The organism is Kistimonas ophiarachnellae, assembly GCF_057552235.1.
The window spans coordinates 20,755-37,789 of record NZ_BAAJPA010000006.1; the positions used below are offsets into that span (position 1 = coordinate 20,755).

The following is a 17,035-nucleotide window of genomic DNA, read 5'->3' on the forward strand; positions in this document are numbered from 1 at the left end:
GTTACTGCGCCAGATCCAGCCGCATAAACGGGCTCAGGCCGGCGCCGCTAATTGTCGGGTCGGCCAGGATGTCCATAGCCAGCGGGATGCTGGCAAAGTCCTCCGAGATAAAGCCCAAGTTCTGCACCGGGGAGAACTTCACCCGATGCACCCGAATACTGAACGGCAGACCTTCCTGGGCATCGTTGAGTCCTTCCATAAAGAGCGCGAACTCCTTGCCCGACTCCACCAGAGCCTGTACCGCATTAGCGACCAGATGCGTATAGGAAACCGTAATACCCTGGTCGTTAATAGCGCCGCCGTCCAGCACCCGGATACCGGATTTGGTGAGTTCATAGTCAACATTCTCGGTCAGAGGATTTGAAAGACTGTCGTTGACCGTGATCGTCTGGCCAAGATCTGGCAATTTGTCGAAAGGAATCAGCTCACCGGCGATGCCGTGGCTGGCATGGGGTTCATCGGTCACCGCACCGGCACCAATCTCACTGACTGAAGCGCGCAGGGCCAGGGCTATGTTCTGAGCCGTGAAATCATGGGCGGTGATGGAACCGGTAATTCCGGAAATACGCGAGACCACATTGCGGTTACCACCACCGCCCAGGTAGTTCTTGAGTTCCTTCTTTTCCTCTTCGAAGCTGAAGGTAAACTCACTGACATTGCCCACCGGCAACAGTGGCGCAGATTGATCATACGGCTGGATATGGATGCTGCCGGCGCCGATAAAACTGCGGTCAACTTGTGACATGGGTTCTCTCCCTGAGGTATATCCTTGGTGAACAGGCAAACGACGGAGGATGCCGATGAGTCAGCAACAATCCACACAGAAATCCGTGCAAAAGAATGTCTTGGGCCAGCCACTGCTGCCCTGTGGGCTGGATCCGGTAACCGGCTTTTTCCGCGATGGTTTCTGCCATACCTGCGATCAGGACAGCGGCATACACACGGTTTGCGCCGTGATGACAGAGGCATTTCTGGCATTTTCTCTCAAACAGGGCAATGACCTGGTCACGCCCCATCCTGAATGGAATTTTCCCGGACTCAAAGCCGGTGATCACTGGTGTCTTTGCGCCCTGCGCTGGAAGGAGGCCTTTGAAGCCGGAAAGGCGCCCAGAGTGATACTGCAATCCACCCATGAGGCCACCCTGGAAGTCGTTAATCTCGCTGACCTGAAGCCATTCGCGGTAGATCTCAATTGACTCTCAACCCAGAACCGTATCTACCTGCAGCCCAATATCCGCAAACGACAGCCGTCCATGGGCGGGAGCAATATCAAACCGGGTTTCGGTAAGCTGGAGCTTGCGGGCTTCCGGACAAAGTCGTGTACCCGGCGCCAATACCTGACGGACCTGATGATTCAGCTGCAGCAGTGCGTCAGTAGACTCATCATTGGTTCGAACCGCCAGACTGATCAGGAATGCCAGCTGGTAAAGCCCACGATGGCTGGTTCGATTGAGTTCAGTCAGTGATTCCAGCTGCACCAGTATGGCCGGCACTTCAATGTCATCTTCAAGACCGGTAGCTGGATAGGCGACTTTGACGTTATCGCAAACAGACGCCAGGCGTGCGACCAGTGACGCCAGAATCCGGTTCTCTGGAATTGGCTCGTCCATCAGCCGCCCTCAATGTTGAACGCAAAATTGAGTTCCTGCTGTAGCAATGCACTGAAACGCTCCAGCAGACGGGATTCCAGCGCTGCCAACAGATCACCGGCCTGCTCGTAAATAGGCAACGATTGTTTCTCAATCGGCAATCCCATCCACATCACCTTGCCAGAGCGTTGAGAAAGCTGCTTTCGGTGCTGCCAGTGCTGCGCCCGCCTGAACACCATCTCATGGTTACTGTTGACCGGCCGCATCAAAAAAGCGCCTTGCCAGAACCGGCGCCCGACTCTGACGCCTGATCGGGTCTGCCTGGGATTGCCGAGATAATGGGCAGGAATAGCGGACAGCCCCACCCAGACCACCACCTGAAAGCCGTCATTGCCTAGCCGTCCCGGGGGCTCCAGCGAGACCTTGACCCGACCGAGGTTCTTGAGCAATGTCTGGCTCACGGATACCCGACGACTCAGTTCACGCAACACCTGCCGTTCGGCAAAGCGTGACAGCTTGGTCATGGTTCGCCGAATGGCCAGGCTGACTTTTTCCGGTGAATCTTTGAGTTCTGCCGTTAACCGGTGCAGGGTTTCATCCAACTCAATGGTCAGCTGCATGGAGGTTCCAGGTGGTCAGGTAGCCATCGTCTTTGAGCCTGCGATCCACACGCCAGGCCTCCATGCCCGTGCTGACCAGATCACCCCGTTCCAACGGCACCATCCGGTCAAAGGCAACGGTAGTCATGGTCTGCATGACGGCTTCAAAGCTTCCGACCGGCGTTACATTGCGCGACAGAATGCCGGTAACGGACTCGCTGGCGCCATCTACACGGGTAATCATAAGACGCTGGCCCAGTGATGCCAGCACCGTTGCTGTCATGGTGGCAAAGGCATCCGTCATGACATCTTGCAGCGAATCACCGCCCTGGGTTTGAGGCAGATCGGCAACGGGTTGGACTGGGTGTGGATCTGTACTCCTTTGTCAAAGTCCATCACCCGTTGCTTGGCATAGCGCGGCAGTCCGATGGTGTTGACCGTTTCCACAAAGTCCGCCGGAGCAAACCAGGTTCGGAAGATAGCGGTACCTTCCGGGATCACATAGGCCTCGTTGGCCGGAATAAAGGGAATGCCATCGACCTGTCCGCGGTATTCCTCCCAGAAAATATCCCCAAAGTTAAAGCCGCCTTTTGGATCATTTCTGAGCAGCGCACTGTCCTGGTAGCGGTGGTAGGCATCCTTGACATAGTCATGGGCGACCAGGGCATCGTAGAAGTCCGCTCCACAAAAGGCTCGCAAACCGGTGTAAGGCTGGGCGCCCAGGGCGTCGTCTACCTTGCGGCGGAGTTTGACGCACTGGATACGAACGTCAGTGCTCGCATCGCTGAACTTGTAGGTGTGGGTCTGCTGGGTCACGCCAAATTCATGGAACAGGTCGTAAATGACAGTGCTGCCATCGGCGTCCAGAATCTGTCCCTTGAGAGCCCCGAGCCGCAAATGCTCCAGAGTGATTTCATGGTTGGCGTTCATATCACTGAGACGCTGATTGACCACTGTCCGCACTCCTTCGAGGGATGACTCGGACCCGAAGGCGCGTACATTACGCACTTCATCGGCCAGGATGGTCGAGTCATAGGGAATATGAGGAATCACGAAACTGCGCACCTGTCGCTTTCCACCCCGGGCCTGCAGGGCCGGCGCCCCACGCTGACTGGTAGGCAACAGGTGCAGTTCACCATTTTTCGATTCCACCATAGCCGAGGTGGTATTGATGCCGGATTCAGCAAAAAGCCCCAACTCACCAATCCGTCCGGGTTTGTAGGGTTGGTTGTTGATGGTCGCCGTCAGACTGGTCAGGCTGAAAGCATCTTCATTGAAGATATCCAGTAAGCTCATACGGGTTCTCCTTCCCGGACAAAGATATTCAGCGGCTTCAACTGCTCAATGCCGGCGTTGATCTGATCTTCACTGAGGTCCTGCCAAAGCAGCAGGGTGCCATCCACTTCCGCCAACCGGGCAATCAATACACCCTCCCCCGGCTCATCACCGGTATCGACACGGTCGAGCAGAACGCCGCCTGCCGTGGCAAAGGCATCCGCCGCGGCGGCATCCAGCGCCAGGTATTGGTCGGTTGCCGCATCCATGTAGACGACAGTCCCTGGCAGCAATGTCTGGTTAGGCGCCAGCACCACCTTCTCGCGGCTGATGCTGTTGTTTCCTTCGGATACAAGAAACTCTCCGGTATGCACCGGTTCGGTCATCACTGGCATGGGCTGATTCCTTTCAGGCAGGGGTTGTCTGGTTCTGATTACGATTGCGATAGACGGCTGCGGTATCGATCAAAGGTTTGATAGTGTTCTGCTGCTGATCCGGTGTCAGGGTATTGTTCACTGTGACATCACTGGCCGTCAGCTTCTCAAACAGCGATGCTCTCACTTCATCCACAGTGTTGGCTGACTGAATAAAGCCAGCGGCCAGGTCTGGGACATGGGCCGCGGCGCAAAGGGACTTGATGCTTTCGCAGTCCTGGAGCTTTTGTTTGACCTGGTCAGGGTTCAGTTTGTCGCGGATACAACTCTCTGCCATCTCCGGATAACCGGCCTGATTGCAAAGCCGAACAATGGTCAACGCATCGGCTTGCTCTGGCTCGTTCTTCACTGCTTGGGGGACTGGTTTTGGTGCCGGTGGCTCCATTGCGATGGGCGGTGCATGATTAAACAGGGACAGATCAAACGACGCCGCCAGTTTGACTGGTTTGTCTATGCCGTCGATCAGCCCTTTCTCTTTGGCCTCAGCAGCGGTGAACCAGGTTTCCTCTGCCATCAGTGCTTCGATATCAGCCACCGGCAGGCCGCTGCGTTCACTGTAGGTCATGGCAATGCTGTCCCGGGCCTTGTCCAGCATGCCCGCCGTACGACGAAGATCATCTGCTTCACCACTGACCCAGCCAAAGGGGTTATGAATCATAAAAAGGGCATTCTCTGCCATCTGCACCGTGTCGCCGGCCATGGCAATGACACTGGCGATACTGGCTGCCAGCCCTTCAATCCGTACCGTGATATTCGCCGGGTGATAACGCAGGGCGTTATAGATGGCGATACCATCAAACACGCTGCCACCGGGACTGTTGACGCGTACCGTGATCTCATTGCTGTCGATGGCTTTCAGACTATCAACCAGCTGCCGGGCAGAGAGTCCCGCCCAGTCACCAATCACGTCATAGATCATCAACTCGGCTGAACCGGTCTGGTTTTTGAGGGTGTACCAGGGCTTATTGATTCGACTCATCGGCGGGTTTTTCCTTGAGTGACTCGGATGATGGTTGTTCAGGTTGCGTTGTTTCTGGTTGCCTGGCATCACTGTCGTATTGCAGCGCCAGCGTATCCGCACGACGGTTGTCCGCGGCGATTTCCGCATCCACCTGTTCACTGTCATAGCCCTGCTCGGATACCACTTCCGAGCGGGACTTGAAACCATTGCGGACTGCCAGTGCCTGGGCCTGCATATCCTGCACCGGATGGATATAAGCCCAGCCATGGGGGATCCATTTCACCCGGCGGTAGTCGTTGGGTTTGCGGTGATAATCCGGTGCGCTAATAGCGCCTGATAGCACCGCCAGCTCCAGCCAGCGATTCCAGACAGGGCGACACAGCTGAAATACCAGCTGGTTATGCTGCAACTGTTGAATACGACGACGAAACTCATTGAGCACCACCCGCAATGCCCGGTCACTGACACCTTTCATATCACCGGACAAGAGTTCATAGGGCAGTCCCATACCGGACGAAACCGCCATCAGTTGCTGTCGAATAAAGTCCGGATAATCACTGGCCGCCCCGGGTGGTGTGTTAAAGACAATCTCTTCACCCGGTGAAAGCTCCTGCATGGTGCCCGGCTCCATTCCTACCATGGGCACACCCTGAAGGTCGTAAACAATAGGACGTCCGGTCAGGGGATCCACCCGCTCCTGCTCTGGCGCCGGCTTGGTGATAAACCCTGTAAACAGGTTGGCGATCTCTTGTCTGAGCAGTGTGGCGTCATCAAACTTGTCCAGATGGTGCATCCGCAAAAGCACCTGGGTCAGCACCGGCTGCCCCCGTAACTGTCCGGGCCTTAAAGGCTCGTAGAGATGCAGCACGTCGTCTGCCGGAATACGTCGCAGGTTTGCCGTATCCAGAATGGTGTAATCATGGGGATGGGCCTTGTGCATCCAGTAGGCCACCCGGCGTCCCAATTTATCCAGCTCAATACCAGCCCGGATGGCATGGCCGTTTTTGAGATCGTCGTTATAATCCCAAGGGACAAACTCTGCTTCCAGCAGCTGCAGCTGCAACGGCACCAACAAGCCATCTTCTGGTCGTCGGGGCCGGAGCCGAATAAAACACTCACCCGCTTCGAGCATGGCTCTGGCCGCCAGGCTTTGCTGACCATAGAAATCCAGCTGGCCGTCTGCATCGGACTCATCGGTCCAGTCCAGAAACAACTGTTGCAAATCCCTCCTGACACTGTCGTCAGTCGCTTCCGATTTGGGTTTGATGCCAGTCCCGACAATGTTGGAGACCAGTTTATCTAACCCACTCGCAGCCCAGGGATCATTGCGGATTGCCGCCCGACTGCGATTAATCAGAGTGCCCAGATTACCGGTCAGGGCATTATTGGGGCCTGATTGCGGTGCGTTCCATCCCTGGCTGCGGCGACCACGACCTGCCGAGATATAGGCCAGATTCACCGCTTGCTGTATTTTTTGTTGCCATTTCTGGCGAATCCATGCAATCAATCAGGATATTCCTTGTCCAAGATCACAAACAGAGGCAAGAGGTGCTTTTATGGCGAAATGGCTTATCGTTGTATGCTTAATCATTCTGGGCATTGGGCTGATCCTGCACTTTGCGCCGGGACTGCTGAAATGGTTTGGGCATCTTCCTGGCGACCTGCATTTTCGCGGCGAACGAACCCAAGTGTTTATTCCCATTACATCAATGATTCTGGTGAGTCTGATACTGACCGTGATTCTGAACCTGTGGCGCTAAATCCCCCGGGTTGAATAAACACCATACTGCTTCGGTCGTTTGGATTTTCTGACCAGTTCCCGCTCTATGGCGTGTAACCGCCGCTCCATTTCACTGAAACTGGCGTACTCGACCTTCCGTCCTTCAAACTCCACCGTGCGAGTATCACGAAGCAGTACGGCCCGCTTGAGTGCGTCGTATTCTTCCTGGCTGATCATGACGTTATCCGTTTAGGTAAGTGCTTCGACTGATGCGCCTTGGCCGGTTTTCCAATAGAGGAGTCTGAGCGTCTTTTTCTTCAACGGTTTCCGGCTCAGGCCGGTTCAGCGCCAGCTGTTCCAGATCCAGTCCTCGATGCTGCTGAAGGATTCTTACTGCGGTCAGGGCATAGACCCGGCAATCCAGTGCTTCATTGCGTCGTTTTTTTGCGTCCCATTCAAAATGGGCGACGCCATGCTTGTACTTGCGGATTTTTTCTTCTGCCGTCGCCTGTTTGAAATAGTCTTCATCGAAGCAGTCTTTTACCGGCCAGTGGCAATAGCCGGCGCCGGGTTCCTGAATTCGGTAGCGTTGGTAGATCAGTTCTTTGGCTGTATCCGTGCCCACCAACGTGAGATAAACACCCTTCCGGTTGCGGGTCTTCGGAAAGGTGGCGATAGCCTTACCCGCTTGCGACGCACCCTTGACCGGAATCAACCAGTCAATGCCCAGCTTGCGGCTAAAGGCGTAGACCTCATCGGTAAAATGCCCGCCGGAGTCCATGCAGACCTGGGCCAGATTCATCAACACACCGTCTTCCCGTCGATAAGACTGGCGCAATTTATCGGCCAGTATCCGCCAGATATCGGGACGACTGAGATCCCCGTAGAGACGGACATAATCTACGGACCAGCTTTCCTCACCAGCGCCCCAGCCGACGACCTCAAATTCTACCCGGTCATCCTGTACATCAATGCCGGCGGTCAACACTTCCACCGACCAGGGGACTGGAGCCGGATAATGTTCACGCCTCTGGTACAGCAGTTCATGGTCGACCGTTTCACCGGCTTCCTGCCAGGTCTCTCCCAGTACTGTGTTGGTCCAGTCCTTTAAAAGTACCGGATCGTCTTTGGCCGCCAGAAAATCCGCCACCGCATCCCGCCAGCTGTACCAGCCGTTGGGACTGTAGAGGGAACTCAGATGGTAGCCTCGTGCCTTGCCGTTGGATTCCGGGTTCTCCGCCACCCATTCACCGCCTGCCAGCAGTTTCGGTTTGTCATGCTCTCGCATCCGGTGGCTACAGCGGATGCACTCAAAGCTGGCGGTATCCGGGTCTTTGTCTTCAAAACGGATCTGCGCCCACTCAATAGGTTGTTTGTGGCCACAATCTGTACAGGGCACATAAAAGCGACGCTGGTCTGAAGCCTGATAGGCCGATTCGATCTTGCTGGCTCCCGCAATATTCGGGGTGGAGACCATGAAGATCTTGCGATTGCGCGAAAACGTCGCGGTTCGTTTTATGGCCAGGTTGATGGGACTGCCCTCGCCGTCTACATCGTCTTCGTAGGCGTCTACCTCATCCAGGAACAGAAACCTTGCCGGCATGGAGCGCAGTCCGGTGGCTGAGTTAGCCCCGGTGATAATCAACACCCCGTTGGGAAATTCCTTCACCATTTGGGTATTGCCCGAATCCCGGCTCCTGGGATCTTTCACCCGGTCACGCAGGATTGGCATCTCCTCGATCATCGGCGCAATACGCTGCTTCGAGGTTCGTTTGGCCATATCCAGTGTCGGCAAGACGTAGAGCATCGGCCCCGGGGTATGATGTATCACATACCCGAGCCAGTTATTGCCGCACTCGGTACCGCCTACCTGGGCGCCTTTCATAAACGCCACTCGCTCGACGGAAGACGACGGGCTCAAGGCATCCATGATCTCCTTCAGATAGGGTGTCCGCGCCGTACGCCAGCGACCGGCTTCTTTTGCCGCCTTCATGGGCAGGATCCGGTGCTGGTCCGACCACTCAGAGACGGTCAGACGGGTATCAGGCTTGAGACCGGCAAGGAATCCGCTGAAATAAGGGCTATCTGTCGTCAGCATCAAATCTGCGCCATATGTAGCGTGATGTCATAAAAGCGGTTGTATGTGATTTTGGCCGATGAATAGCTGGCGCTTTGAAAGGTCCAGGTCGCTGTTTTATTCAGTGTGATCAACGATCCTCCATTGATCTGAAGGCCGGTCACAATGAAACTGTTTGAAGCAATCCTGACCTCCATATATTTCGGACTTTGGTATTTACGGGAATCCTTTTCCAGAATACTGCCGATTTTGATGCCGTTGAGCGTCTCCGGCGTTGACGATCCGAAGTAGTAGCTGGGGTTATTGGCCGTTGGCCAGCCAAGGGTGATGCCATTGTCATAATAGGTACCCCATTTTGATTCGATGTTCACGGTGACAGGCGTCATGAACGCCGTTGCGCCATGAAAATCTGCAAGGCTGATTGCGCCACTGGCCGGAATGCCTGAGGCCGCCCCGTAATATTCGCTCAGACTATGGGGTTTACTGCCGCCAAACTCGACCGCAATATCAGACAACGACAGGGTACCGGATGTCGGAAGCGCCATGGGGTTACCCGTATGCTTTCACATCGCCAGTGGCGACAAAATTACCTGACCACGTGCCGCCATCACTGGAGAGATTGCTGGTTTTGGTTTCCAGCGCAGTGATTCGGGACTCAAAATCCATAATGGCAACCGTACCGATAATCGCTACCTGTCCCCCGACTTTTGCATAAAGCTTTCCGTCTGCGATATTGATGGCCAGCTCACCCTCCAGCAGATCAGCAGGTACGACGCCGGACGTTGATGACCGCCTGAGCTGGATACCCGCCATCTCAGAAACCGCCCCCGTCCAGAGTCACACCGGAGATAGTGCCACCGGTAATGGCCACTGCACCGGCATTCTGCCGGGCCATATCATCCAGCCCAAGATTGGTACGAGCAGCGGCGACATCCGCAAGATCAGACAGATTGGCGCTTTTAGCCAGTTTGTCGGCGACACTGGTCACCAGTGTGGCAATCTCACTGTCATTGTCCTGTAGCGCCGTGGCCAGCTCGTTCAGGGTATCCAGTGCTGTCGGCGCGCCGTTGACCAGGTTGTTGATGGCATCGGAAATTTTTGTATCGACCTGGGTGCCGGTAATGCTGGAACTGCCATCCAGGGTTAATAAACCATCGCCGTCTACGCTCAGGCCAGAGCCGGCCTTGACGCCTCCCAGTGTGCTGTCTGTTGCCGCCGGCAAGGTGTAGTTATTGGCGCCCGTTTCGATGGAAGCCAGCTTGTCGTGATCGGCAAAACCGCCAATCACAATCACCGTGTTATTGCTGGCGCCAATGAAGAGTTGCCCGGACGCTTCCGAGTAGGCCAGCTCACCTTCTTCCAGCGCCGTGGGGGCGCCGGTCACCTGACTGCGTTTGATCCGAATGATATTGGCCATTGATCCGTCCCTGTTGTTTATCCGTTTTCCCGCCCTGACAGCTGTTCCAGAGCAATCTCAAGTTCGTCCCGTAACAGCTGGTGTATCTTGCCCGGTTCACTCTCTGCCGCCAGTATGTCCGCCAGTCGATCAGGCAGGGCCAGGATGGCGTCCCGCACAATCCGCCCCGCCTGAAACGCATCTTCCCGCACCTGCCCCGCATCCGTCAGCTTGCCCTGCTTCTGCTCATACTCCATGCGGGCCATCCTGGCTCGGTAGGCCTCACGCATGGTGCGGGCCGTAAGATAATCCACCGGCGAGCGCCCTTCCGTGGCCACGGGGGCCGCAACAGGCGGCAATGATCGCTTTTCCGGAACCGTTTCCCGCAGTACGGTTGAAGGCTCACCTTCGGCCTTCAGCGCCCGCAGTGCGGTGGTTTCATTGACCTTGCCGTTTTCCAGCGTTATACGACCCTGGCGCACCAGTTTGCTGACATACTGCCGTGACCAGCCATTGCGTTTGGCAAATTCCGATTGTGAAACCAGCGCCATATGGCCTCATGCCTCCCGCAATAGCCCGACAGCGCCCGATAACGCCTTTATTTGTTGTCTTTTCTGCCTGTTATGACTTGATAACTGCGCCCTTCGAAGCCTTCATGTACAGAACGCCAACCCTGACAGGACAAGCAACATGAACCGGCAAGACGCCATCGAAGAAGCCCTGCTGATGCACCTGCACCGCATCGACGCGCTCGCCGCGAAACTCATCGAACTGCGGGTTAACCATTTCACCATGCCCTCGCCAGAGGAATGTGACTGGCGCCATGTCGGCGCCATTGCACGTCTGGCAGAGGATCTTGAAGACGCACTGGCCAACTGGCCTGATTAACCACGGCAACAGGGAGAGACGCCATGAAACTGACCGAAACCCAACAAAGCATCCTGCAACTGATCCACGGCAATGGTCACCTGACCGCCCAGGACATCCCGCTGCGCGGCGGCGCTCGAAAGAAAGTGCTCGACAGCCTGATCAAGCGTGGGCTGTTGAGAGCCAAACCCTGCAAGAACTGGATCAATTACTCACTGACACCGGAGGGGCGACAGGCCATCGGGGTTGAACAGCCAGAGGCCGATGAGAAAAAACCGGCTACCCGTCCCGGCACCAAGCTTCATCGGGTCATTGAGCTACTGAGCCGCCCCGAGGGCGCCACCATAGCCGAAATAATGGGCGAAACAGGTTGGCAGCAACACACGGTTCGAGGCACCTTTGCCGGCGCTCTGAAAAAACGGCTTGGGCTGACTATCACCTCAGAGAAACCCGAGGGTAAAGATCGCACGTATCGGATCATTGGGGAGTCGGCCACCACATGAGCCAACACCCAAAAAAACAGAGCGGGCATCCAGCCTGCTCTTCTTGTTCTTGAGGCAGGGAGTGGATTAATCTGTCAACCGATGTGTCAACCTGTCAACCCCGATTTTCGCCCTGTCGCTGGCGAAACCCTGCGAGTGTGTGGCCCCGCATTCCAGAGCGGTTCGCAGGGTCCCCGGCTAGTCATTTCGCACCGTCCTGACCACCTTCTCCACCCCTCGGCTGGCGATGTAGCCACCCAGTCCCAGCTGTACGATACCCAGCAGTTTAAGCTCCACTGCCTCGGTCAGACCCGGTGTCGTCCAGCCCAGCCAGCGACAAACGACCAGCGCCGTGAAGATCAGCATCACCATGGGGCGCCAGCTTCGTTGCAGCCAGCCCTCACCCTTCGCCTCTGCGGTGATAACACCGGCCTGTTTGGTCAGTGCGTCAAGCTCACCGTTGAGTGCCAGCGTGTTAAGCTCCTGGTGAGCCCTGGCCTTCTGCTCGGCATCGGGCAATACCTTGTCGATCAGCTTGCCCAACACAGGAAGAGCCAGCGTCCAGCTCATGGAGCCATACCCTCGCTGGCCAGCCACGCCTGCACATCAAAAGATGGACAGTCCTTGTCCCGGTTGTAGTGATGGTGACCTCGCACCTTCACCTCAGGCCACAGTCCCCTGCAGCCTGCCACGAGAAAGCGCAGCATCCGTTTCTGGACCGGCGTAAAGTTGTCCTTTGCCTTACCCTGGGCGTCCATGCCACCCACCAGACAGATGCCGACGCTTTCATCGTTGTGGCCTCTTGCATGAGCGCCCCAGTCATCCAACGGCCTACCCTGCTTGATACTGCCGTCTCGCTCAATAACAAAGTGGTAACCGATGTCCATGAAGGCACGCTCCATCATGTGCCAGCGACGGATGTCGTCAAAGGTGACCTTGCTGTCAGGACGGGTGGCCGAGCAGTGTACAATCACCACGTTGGTTTCGTTTCGCTTGCCCATGGCTCAGTCCTTGAGGGTATAGGCGACAATGCCGATGGTAGTGGTCAGGATCAGCCAGCCGAAACGCTCTACCGAGGCCAACACTACGCCCCGGGCACTGGCCTGGTGTTCCAGCAAACGGATGCGCTTTTCCGAGTCTTCCAGCTTGCGGTTGAGGTTATCCAGCGCGGTAGTCTGGTGGATCAGGCGCTCCTCAACGGCGGCCAAACGACTCACGGCATCGGAGAGTTTGTCCAGTTTGCTGTCAATCTGGTCAAGCCGCTGTTGCAGAGCATCCATTGGTTCTCCCTCCTGTCGGACCAATATTTCCGCCATCCCTGGCGGTCACATGCCTCTCCTCCATGACCTGCGCAAAGGTCAGATTGTTAGCCGTCAGCACCGCTTCCTGACCGGTATACTCTTCCCAGCGTCGTACGATCACGTCTACGTATTTGGGATCAAGTTCTGTGAGTCGTGCTTGACGTCCGGTTTTCTCGCAGGCAATCAGCGTACTACCTGAACCACCGAACAGATCCAGCACGATGTCTTTGGATTTGGAAGAATTCTTGATGGCCCGCTCGACCAGCTCTACCGGCTTCATGGTGGGATGCAGGTCATTGCGTACCGGCTTGTTGAAGAACCAGACATCACCCTGATCCCGAGCGCCGCACCAGAAGTGATCACTGCCGTCCTTCCAGCCGTACAGGATGGGTTCGTACTGACGCTGGTAGTCGGCCCTGCCCAGGGTGAACGTGTTCTTGGCCCAGATTAGAAAGGTGGACCACTTGCCGCCCGCTTCCCGAAAGGCTTTCTGGAGAGTATCCAGCTCCGATGAACTCATGCAGACGTATACCGCGCCCTTGCAGACCGCGAGCATGTTGGTCATGGCCGCCAACAGAAAGGCATGGAATCTGGCGCCCAGGTTGTCGTTCTTGATCCGCCGGTCCTTGCCGCGGAGTTTATCCTTGGCGTTGTTACCGTAGTCCACGTTGTAGGGCGGATCGGTAAAGACCATATCCGCCAACTGGCCATCCATAAGCTGTTCGACGTGTGTCGTTTCGGTGGCGCTGCCGCAGAGTACCCTATGGCTGCCCAGTAGCCAGAGATCGCCGGGCTGACTGACAGGATGCGCTTCAGGTTCCGGCACCTTGTCGTCATCCCCGTTGTTCTCAGCTTGTTCTTCCAGCAGCAGGTCATCAAGCTCCTCGTCACTGAAACCGACCAGTTCCAGATCGAAGTCCATGTCGTCCAGCGCCTGCAGCTCTGTTTTGAGCAGTTCCTCATCCCAACCGGCCTGCTCGGCCAGTTTGTTGTCTGCCAGCACCAGCGCCCGGCGCTGTAACTCGTCCAGATGCCCCAGCACAATCACCGGCACCGTCGTCATGCCCAGCTCCTGCGCCGCCAGCAAACGGCCATGGCCGGCTACGATCACCTTGTCCTGTCCCACCAGGATCGGATTCACAAACCCGAACGCTTCGATGGAACGGGCAATCTGGGTCACCTGTGCCGTCGAATGCGTTCGGGCATTGCGGGCATAGGGCACCAGCTCGGCCACCGGCCAGTGTTCCAGTTTCTCGACGAGGGTTTGCTGAGTGTCTTCGGACATGGGTTCCGTCCCTGGAAAGCAAAACGCCCCGGAACCGATCCGGGGCGTTGAAATTTGAGCTGCATGGCCTTCCGGCGTAGCGCTGCATAAGCATACAAAAAATCTACACCAAAACCCGGCGATTCGTCCCACATGCTTTTTGCTCCGAACACGAATGACACACCATAGAGAGGAATCTCTGTATATAACTCACTCTACTTGCCCATGAGATTGCCTCAGCAAAACGGCCAGCAACGCCCTGTGCCAACGACGGTGGACTGAAGTCCGGGGTACACCAGTGCACTGCGCAATTTCTCTCCAGGCCAGACCGGAAGCTCTGAGCCAGATCAGCTTGCGATCCTCGTCCACCAGCACAGCCAGCCAACGGATACACTCCAGCATCCGCCCCTCATCCTCAGGTGTTGGCCGTGCCGATAACACCTCCCGCTCCGCTCGCCTGATTTGCTCCCGCTGATCGAAAATCATCTCAGGCCAACCCGATGTGTGGCCCAGGTTAATCCCGGATGGCAATCGTCTGGCGGTCAGCCAGGCTTCTCGATAGCGCTGCGCCAGTTGCTCAATGTTTTTGTTCATGGTCTTGCCCATCCTGTTAAACATCCATTGTCGTTTTAAGAAATTCGTATGTCGTATGTAGGGCATATTTCAGGTATGCCCTACTATACATACGTAGTATGTATGGATTCCCGGGAAGACGATTTTCTATAAATATCAACAAGTTAACCGTTCCCAAATGCTTCCCGACCGGAAATGACCGGGAAGCATTTTTTGCCTCTTGTTTCTCTTTAATATCAACCGGATACAACAAAGTCCTCGAAAATAACTCCTTCCCAAATGCTTCCCAAAGCCCGTTTTGGGAAGCATTTGGGAAGCATTTTTGAAGGGTTTAAAAGGCCATTTCAGCCTCTTATATACGACTATGTATTTGTATGATTCAGTTGCCATTTGACGGTTCACAAGATGTCCGCTCCCTGTCCGAAAACACCCTTTCCCTGGGCAAATTGACCACTCCTCACATCCAGCCATTTATGCTCCCTGGAGTTCGCTGCCATGCCCTTGACCAGCCTTGGCGGATGCTCGTTAAGGAGGGTTTGAACCATCTCCTCAAGCCTTTTTTTCGAGAGTTGGTGAAAGGCTCTGGGCAATCGATTGCGCTGCTTGTAGACACCGTTCTCCCCGGTATGAGTAAAGGGATGTCCTCGCTCAGCCGCCTCGCGGATAGCGGTGGTCAACATGCCCAGCAGCTTGTATTCCGGTTCTTCCAGTTGTTTTAATCGCCGGGTGGCATCTTCCAGCAAGCCGGTGTCGGATCGCAGGAACGTCCGCACCTTGCGGTTGGCCGGCCCGTTGGCTTTAACGACCGCGCCCTGGTATACAGCACGTTCCTGGTAAGGCTTATTCAGGCAGTTAAAGACAAGATGAGCTTTTTCCTCTGTCGCCGGCCAGAGTGCATAGGCCATACGGACACCATCCACCAGCGCAGTGGTGCCACGGATGGCATCCCGGGCCTGTTCCGATGATTCAATGGGCGTCGCACCCTGGGGTTTGCGCATGTGGTGGGCCACTATCACTGAGGCGCCACTGGCGGAGGCCAGTCCTGCCAGCGCTCCGGTCAACAGCGAGCCTGCTGCTGTTTTCGCGTTGACATCAGCCTGGGCAAAGGACGACAACGGATCGAAGACCACCAGCTTGAGATTCTCAAGCGCCATCAACTGCTGCCGGAGTTTTTCGTATTCAGGCGTCAGCACAGCCCCGTCCTGATGCTCCCGAACAATGGCCATCGGGCCACCAGCATCCGGCAATGGCACCACAATCAGGCGATTGCCTGCCGTCTCACGACGGTTGTCCGGATCCAGGCGTTCCAGCCGACGATGCAGCTCGGCATAATCATCCTCGGCAGACAGGATCACCGCCGTACCCTGTTCCAGCACCTTGCCGCCAAAAACCTCTGCCGATGACTCAGGATTTCCGCAAGCCACTTCCAGCGCCAGCTTCAGGGTCAGCATGCCCTTGCCGGTATCTCCCATGGCGGCCAGGATGGCGACCACGCCTAGCGGGAAACTGTCTTCTACCAGAAAACACTGTTCAGGGGCTTTGCCCAGATAGCGCTCTGCGGTCCAGTTGGTAATGACCAGACCGGCTGACTTGATAATCGCCTTGTCCGCCCGGGACAGAAACAGAGGAATGTTCTCCCTGGCCTCTACCGCATCGGCGGCGTCCCATTTTGGTGGCCTGTCATTGGGCACTTTTACAATTGCCACCGCCCGGGCGCCGACCTTAACCACCGCTTGCGCGGCATGCCTGGCATAGTCACGACCAGGTTGATCATTATCCGGCCAAATCAAGACCCGCTTGTCCTTCAGTGGTGACCAATCCGTCTTGTTGACTGGCGCCTTTGCACCATTCATGGCAGTTGTCGCGCAATAGCCCGCCTCGATTAACGCCTGGGCACACTTTTCTCCCTCCACCAGCAACACATCCTGACTTTTGAGAATACCGGGTTGGTTATAGAGAGGCCGCGGATCCGGTGCCTTATGTCTGCGGGCCTTCACATCCCAGGGACGGAACGCCTTGCCTGACGGCGGATCGTAACGGGACACCGTGGCGATGAGACGCCCCTCGGCATCGTGGTAGTGCCAGCAACCGGTTTCAGGACCCAGCTCGTCTATGGGCGCCTGTCGTTTTGGCGCAGACTTTCCAGGTTCAGGCGTCACACCCAGCCACCGGGCCGCGTACTCAAGCGCCCCCTGAAAGTCCAGCTGGCAAACCTGCTGTGTCAGGGTAAAAATATCGCCGCCCTCATCACTGGCAAAATCTTTCCAAAGTCCGGCGTTGTCAGCACTGAGCGTCACCTTGAGGCTTTTACCCGCTTCCCCGGCCACATTGCCCACCGCAAACTCATGCCCTGATACTCGCCCGTTGGGCAGCAGGGTTTGCAGATATTCAGGCAATCGCTGCAGCAGGCGATGGCGCACCTCATCCACATCCAACCCCGGCGCAGATTCATCAGCCACCAGCGCGTCGTTAAAATCCAGCCAATCACTCATCACTG

Annotated in this window: 24 protein-coding genes; 4 read left to right on the forward strand and 20 right to left on the reverse strand. The window is 56.2% G+C overall.

Annotated elements, in window-relative coordinates:
* Position 1: 1 nt before the first annotated feature.
* Complete coding sequence (locus AC27K1_RS08670; protein WP_487149856.1) at positions 2 to 745, reverse strand: phage tail tube protein; 744 nt, start codon at positions 743 to 745, stop codon at positions 2 to 4.
* A gap of 55 nt (positions 746 to 800) precedes the next feature.
* Between AC27K1_RS08670 and AC27K1_RS08675 the strand changes: the two genes are divergently transcribed.
* A complete protein-coding gene (locus AC27K1_RS08675) occupies positions 801 to 1,196 on the forward strand; it encodes a DUF2237 family protein (protein ID WP_487149857.1) in 396 nt (131 codons plus the stop codon).
* Positions 1,197 to 1,199: 3 nt separating this feature from the next.
* On the opposite strand, the gene AC27K1_RS08680 is transcribed toward AC27K1_RS08675, so the two are convergent.
* The 7 genes from AC27K1_RS08680 to AC27K1_RS08710 are packed head-to-tail and all read right to left on the reverse strand — an operon-like array spanning position 1,200 to position 6,365.
* Positions 1,200 to 1,610: a hypothetical protein gene (locus AC27K1_RS08680; RefSeq protein WP_487149859.1), complete on the reverse strand. Its 411-nt coding sequence runs from the start codon at positions 1,608 to 1,610 to the stop codon at positions 1,200 to 1,202.
* Positions 1,610 to 2,209 (reverse strand): hypothetical protein, encoded by a 600-nt coding sequence (locus tag AC27K1_RS08685; RefSeq protein WP_487149861.1) that lies wholly within the window; start codon positions 2,207 to 2,209, stop codon positions 1,610 to 1,612. Before AC27K1_RS08685 ends, AC27K1_RS08680 begins: the two co-directional genes overlap by 1 nt.
* Complete coding sequence (locus AC27K1_RS08690) at positions 2,193 to 2,492, reverse strand: hypothetical protein (protein ID WP_487149863.1); 300 nt, start codon at positions 2,490 to 2,492, stop codon at positions 2,193 to 2,195. Before AC27K1_RS08690 ends, AC27K1_RS08685 begins: the two co-directional genes overlap by 17 nt.
* Positions 2,489 to 3,484, reverse strand: a complete 996-nt coding sequence (locus tag AC27K1_RS08695) for a major capsid protein (RefSeq protein WP_487149865.1) — start codon at positions 3,482 to 3,484, stop codon at positions 2,489 to 2,491. Before AC27K1_RS08695 ends, AC27K1_RS08690 begins: the two co-directional genes overlap by 4 nt.
* The gene (locus AC27K1_RS08700) at positions 3,481 to 3,858 is read right to left on the reverse strand and encodes a head decoration protein (protein ID WP_487149866.1); all 378 of its coding nucleotides are present in this window, start codon (positions 3,856 to 3,858) and stop codon (positions 3,481 to 3,483) included. Before AC27K1_RS08700 ends, AC27K1_RS08695 begins: the two co-directional genes overlap by 4 nt.
* 13 nt (positions 3,859 to 3,871) lie before the next feature.
* Positions 3,872 to 4,876: a head maturation protease, ClpP-related gene (locus AC27K1_RS08705; protein WP_487149868.1), complete on the reverse strand. Its 1,005-nt coding sequence runs from the start codon at positions 4,874 to 4,876 to the stop codon at positions 3,872 to 3,874.
* Positions 4,860 to 6,365: a phage portal protein gene (locus AC27K1_RS08710; protein WP_487149870.1), complete on the reverse strand. Its 1,506-nt coding sequence runs from the start codon at positions 6,363 to 6,365 to the stop codon at positions 4,860 to 4,862. Before AC27K1_RS08710 ends, AC27K1_RS08705 begins: the two co-directional genes overlap by 17 nt.
* A 49-nt stretch (positions 6,366 to 6,414) precedes the next feature.
* On the opposite strand from AC27K1_RS08710, the gene AC27K1_RS08715 reads away from it, so the two are divergent.
* Positions 6,415 to 6,618: a DUF2905 domain-containing protein gene (locus tag AC27K1_RS08715; protein ID WP_487149872.1), complete on the forward strand. Its 204-nt coding sequence runs from the start codon at positions 6,415 to 6,417 to the stop codon at positions 6,616 to 6,618.
* Here AC27K1_RS08715 and AC27K1_RS08720 read toward each other — a convergent pair.
* From AC27K1_RS08720 to AC27K1_RS08745, 6 genes are read right to left on the reverse strand one after another with little or no spacing between them, the layout of a single operon-like run.
* Positions 6,615 to 6,815 (reverse strand): phage head-tail joining protein, encoded by a 201-nt coding sequence (locus AC27K1_RS08720; RefSeq protein WP_487149874.1) that lies wholly within the window; start codon positions 6,813 to 6,815, stop codon positions 6,615 to 6,617. The two genes, AC27K1_RS08715 and AC27K1_RS08720, sit on opposite strands and share 4 nt — an antisense overlap.
* 4 nt (positions 6,816 to 6,819) lie before the next feature.
* A complete protein-coding gene (locus tag AC27K1_RS08725; protein WP_487149875.1) occupies positions 6,820 to 8,676 on the reverse strand; it encodes a phage terminase large subunit family protein in 1,857 nt (618 codons plus the stop codon).
* A complete protein-coding gene (locus AC27K1_RS08730; RefSeq protein WP_487149877.1) occupies positions 8,676 to 9,200 on the reverse strand; it encodes a hypothetical protein in 525 nt (174 codons plus the stop codon). Before AC27K1_RS08730 ends, AC27K1_RS08725 begins: the two co-directional genes overlap by 1 nt.
* Before the next feature lie 4 nt (positions 9,201 to 9,204).
* Positions 9,205 to 9,468 (reverse strand): hypothetical protein, encoded by a 264-nt coding sequence (locus AC27K1_RS08735; protein WP_487149879.1) that lies wholly within the window; start codon positions 9,466 to 9,468, stop codon positions 9,205 to 9,207.
* 1 nt (position 9,469) lies between these two features.
* On the reverse strand, positions 9,470 to 10,072 hold the full coding sequence (locus AC27K1_RS08740) for a hypothetical protein (RefSeq protein WP_487149880.1): 603 nt from the start codon (positions 10,070 to 10,072) through the stop codon (positions 9,470 to 9,472).
* A gap of 17 nt (positions 10,073 to 10,089) precedes the next feature.
* A complete protein-coding gene (locus tag AC27K1_RS08745; RefSeq protein WP_487149882.1) occupies positions 10,090 to 10,602 on the reverse strand; it encodes a hypothetical protein in 513 nt (170 codons plus the stop codon).
* Between the two features lie 139 nt (positions 10,603 to 10,741).
* On the opposite strand from AC27K1_RS08745, the gene AC27K1_RS08750 reads away from it, so the two are divergent.
* Both AC27K1_RS08750 and AC27K1_RS08755 read left to right on the forward strand, forming a co-directional pair.
* The gene (locus AC27K1_RS08750; protein WP_487149883.1) at positions 10,742 to 10,939 is read left to right on the forward strand and encodes a hypothetical protein; all 198 of its coding nucleotides are present in this window, start codon (positions 10,742 to 10,744) and stop codon (positions 10,937 to 10,939) included.
* A 23-nt stretch (positions 10,940 to 10,962) separates the two neighbouring features.
* Complete coding sequence (locus AC27K1_RS08755) at positions 10,963 to 11,421, forward strand: DUF3489 domain-containing protein (RefSeq protein ID WP_487149885.1); 459 nt, start codon at positions 10,963 to 10,965, stop codon at positions 11,419 to 11,421.
* 177 nt (positions 11,422 to 11,598) lie between these two features.
* Here AC27K1_RS08755 and AC27K1_RS08760 read toward each other — a convergent pair whose 3' ends face one another.
* From AC27K1_RS08760 to AC27K1_RS08785, 6 genes are all read right to left on the reverse strand, one after another.
* Positions 11,599 to 11,970: a 3TM-type holin gene (locus AC27K1_RS08760; protein WP_487149887.1), complete on the reverse strand. Its 372-nt coding sequence runs from the start codon at positions 11,968 to 11,970 to the stop codon at positions 11,599 to 11,601.
* Complete coding sequence (locus tag AC27K1_RS08765; RefSeq protein ID WP_487149888.1) at positions 11,967 to 12,401, reverse strand: N-acetylmuramoyl-L-alanine amidase; 435 nt, start codon at positions 12,399 to 12,401, stop codon at positions 11,967 to 11,969. The genes AC27K1_RS08760 and AC27K1_RS08765 overlap by 4 nt, the downstream gene beginning before the upstream one ends.
* Positions 12,402 to 12,404: 3 nt before the next feature.
* Complete coding sequence (locus AC27K1_RS08770; RefSeq protein ID WP_487149890.1) at positions 12,405 to 12,680, reverse strand: hypothetical protein; 276 nt, start codon at positions 12,678 to 12,680, stop codon at positions 12,405 to 12,407.
* Positions 12,655 to 13,986: a site-specific DNA-methyltransferase gene (locus AC27K1_RS08775; RefSeq protein ID WP_487149892.1), complete on the reverse strand. Its 1,332-nt coding sequence runs from the start codon at positions 13,984 to 13,986 to the stop codon at positions 12,655 to 12,657. Before AC27K1_RS08775 ends, AC27K1_RS08770 begins: the two co-directional genes overlap by 26 nt.
* Before the next feature lie 189 nt (positions 13,987 to 14,175).
* Positions 14,176 to 14,559: a DUF6362 family protein gene (locus AC27K1_RS08780; RefSeq protein ID WP_487149894.1), complete on the reverse strand. Its 384-nt coding sequence runs from the start codon at positions 14,557 to 14,559 to the stop codon at positions 14,176 to 14,178.
* Positions 14,560 to 14,936: 377 nt separating this feature from the next.
* Positions 14,937 to 17,030 (reverse strand): AAA family ATPase, encoded by a 2,094-nt coding sequence (locus tag AC27K1_RS08785; RefSeq protein WP_487149895.1) that lies wholly within the window; start codon positions 17,028 to 17,030, stop codon positions 14,937 to 14,939.
* Between the last annotated feature and the right edge of the window lie 5 nt (positions 17,031 to 17,035).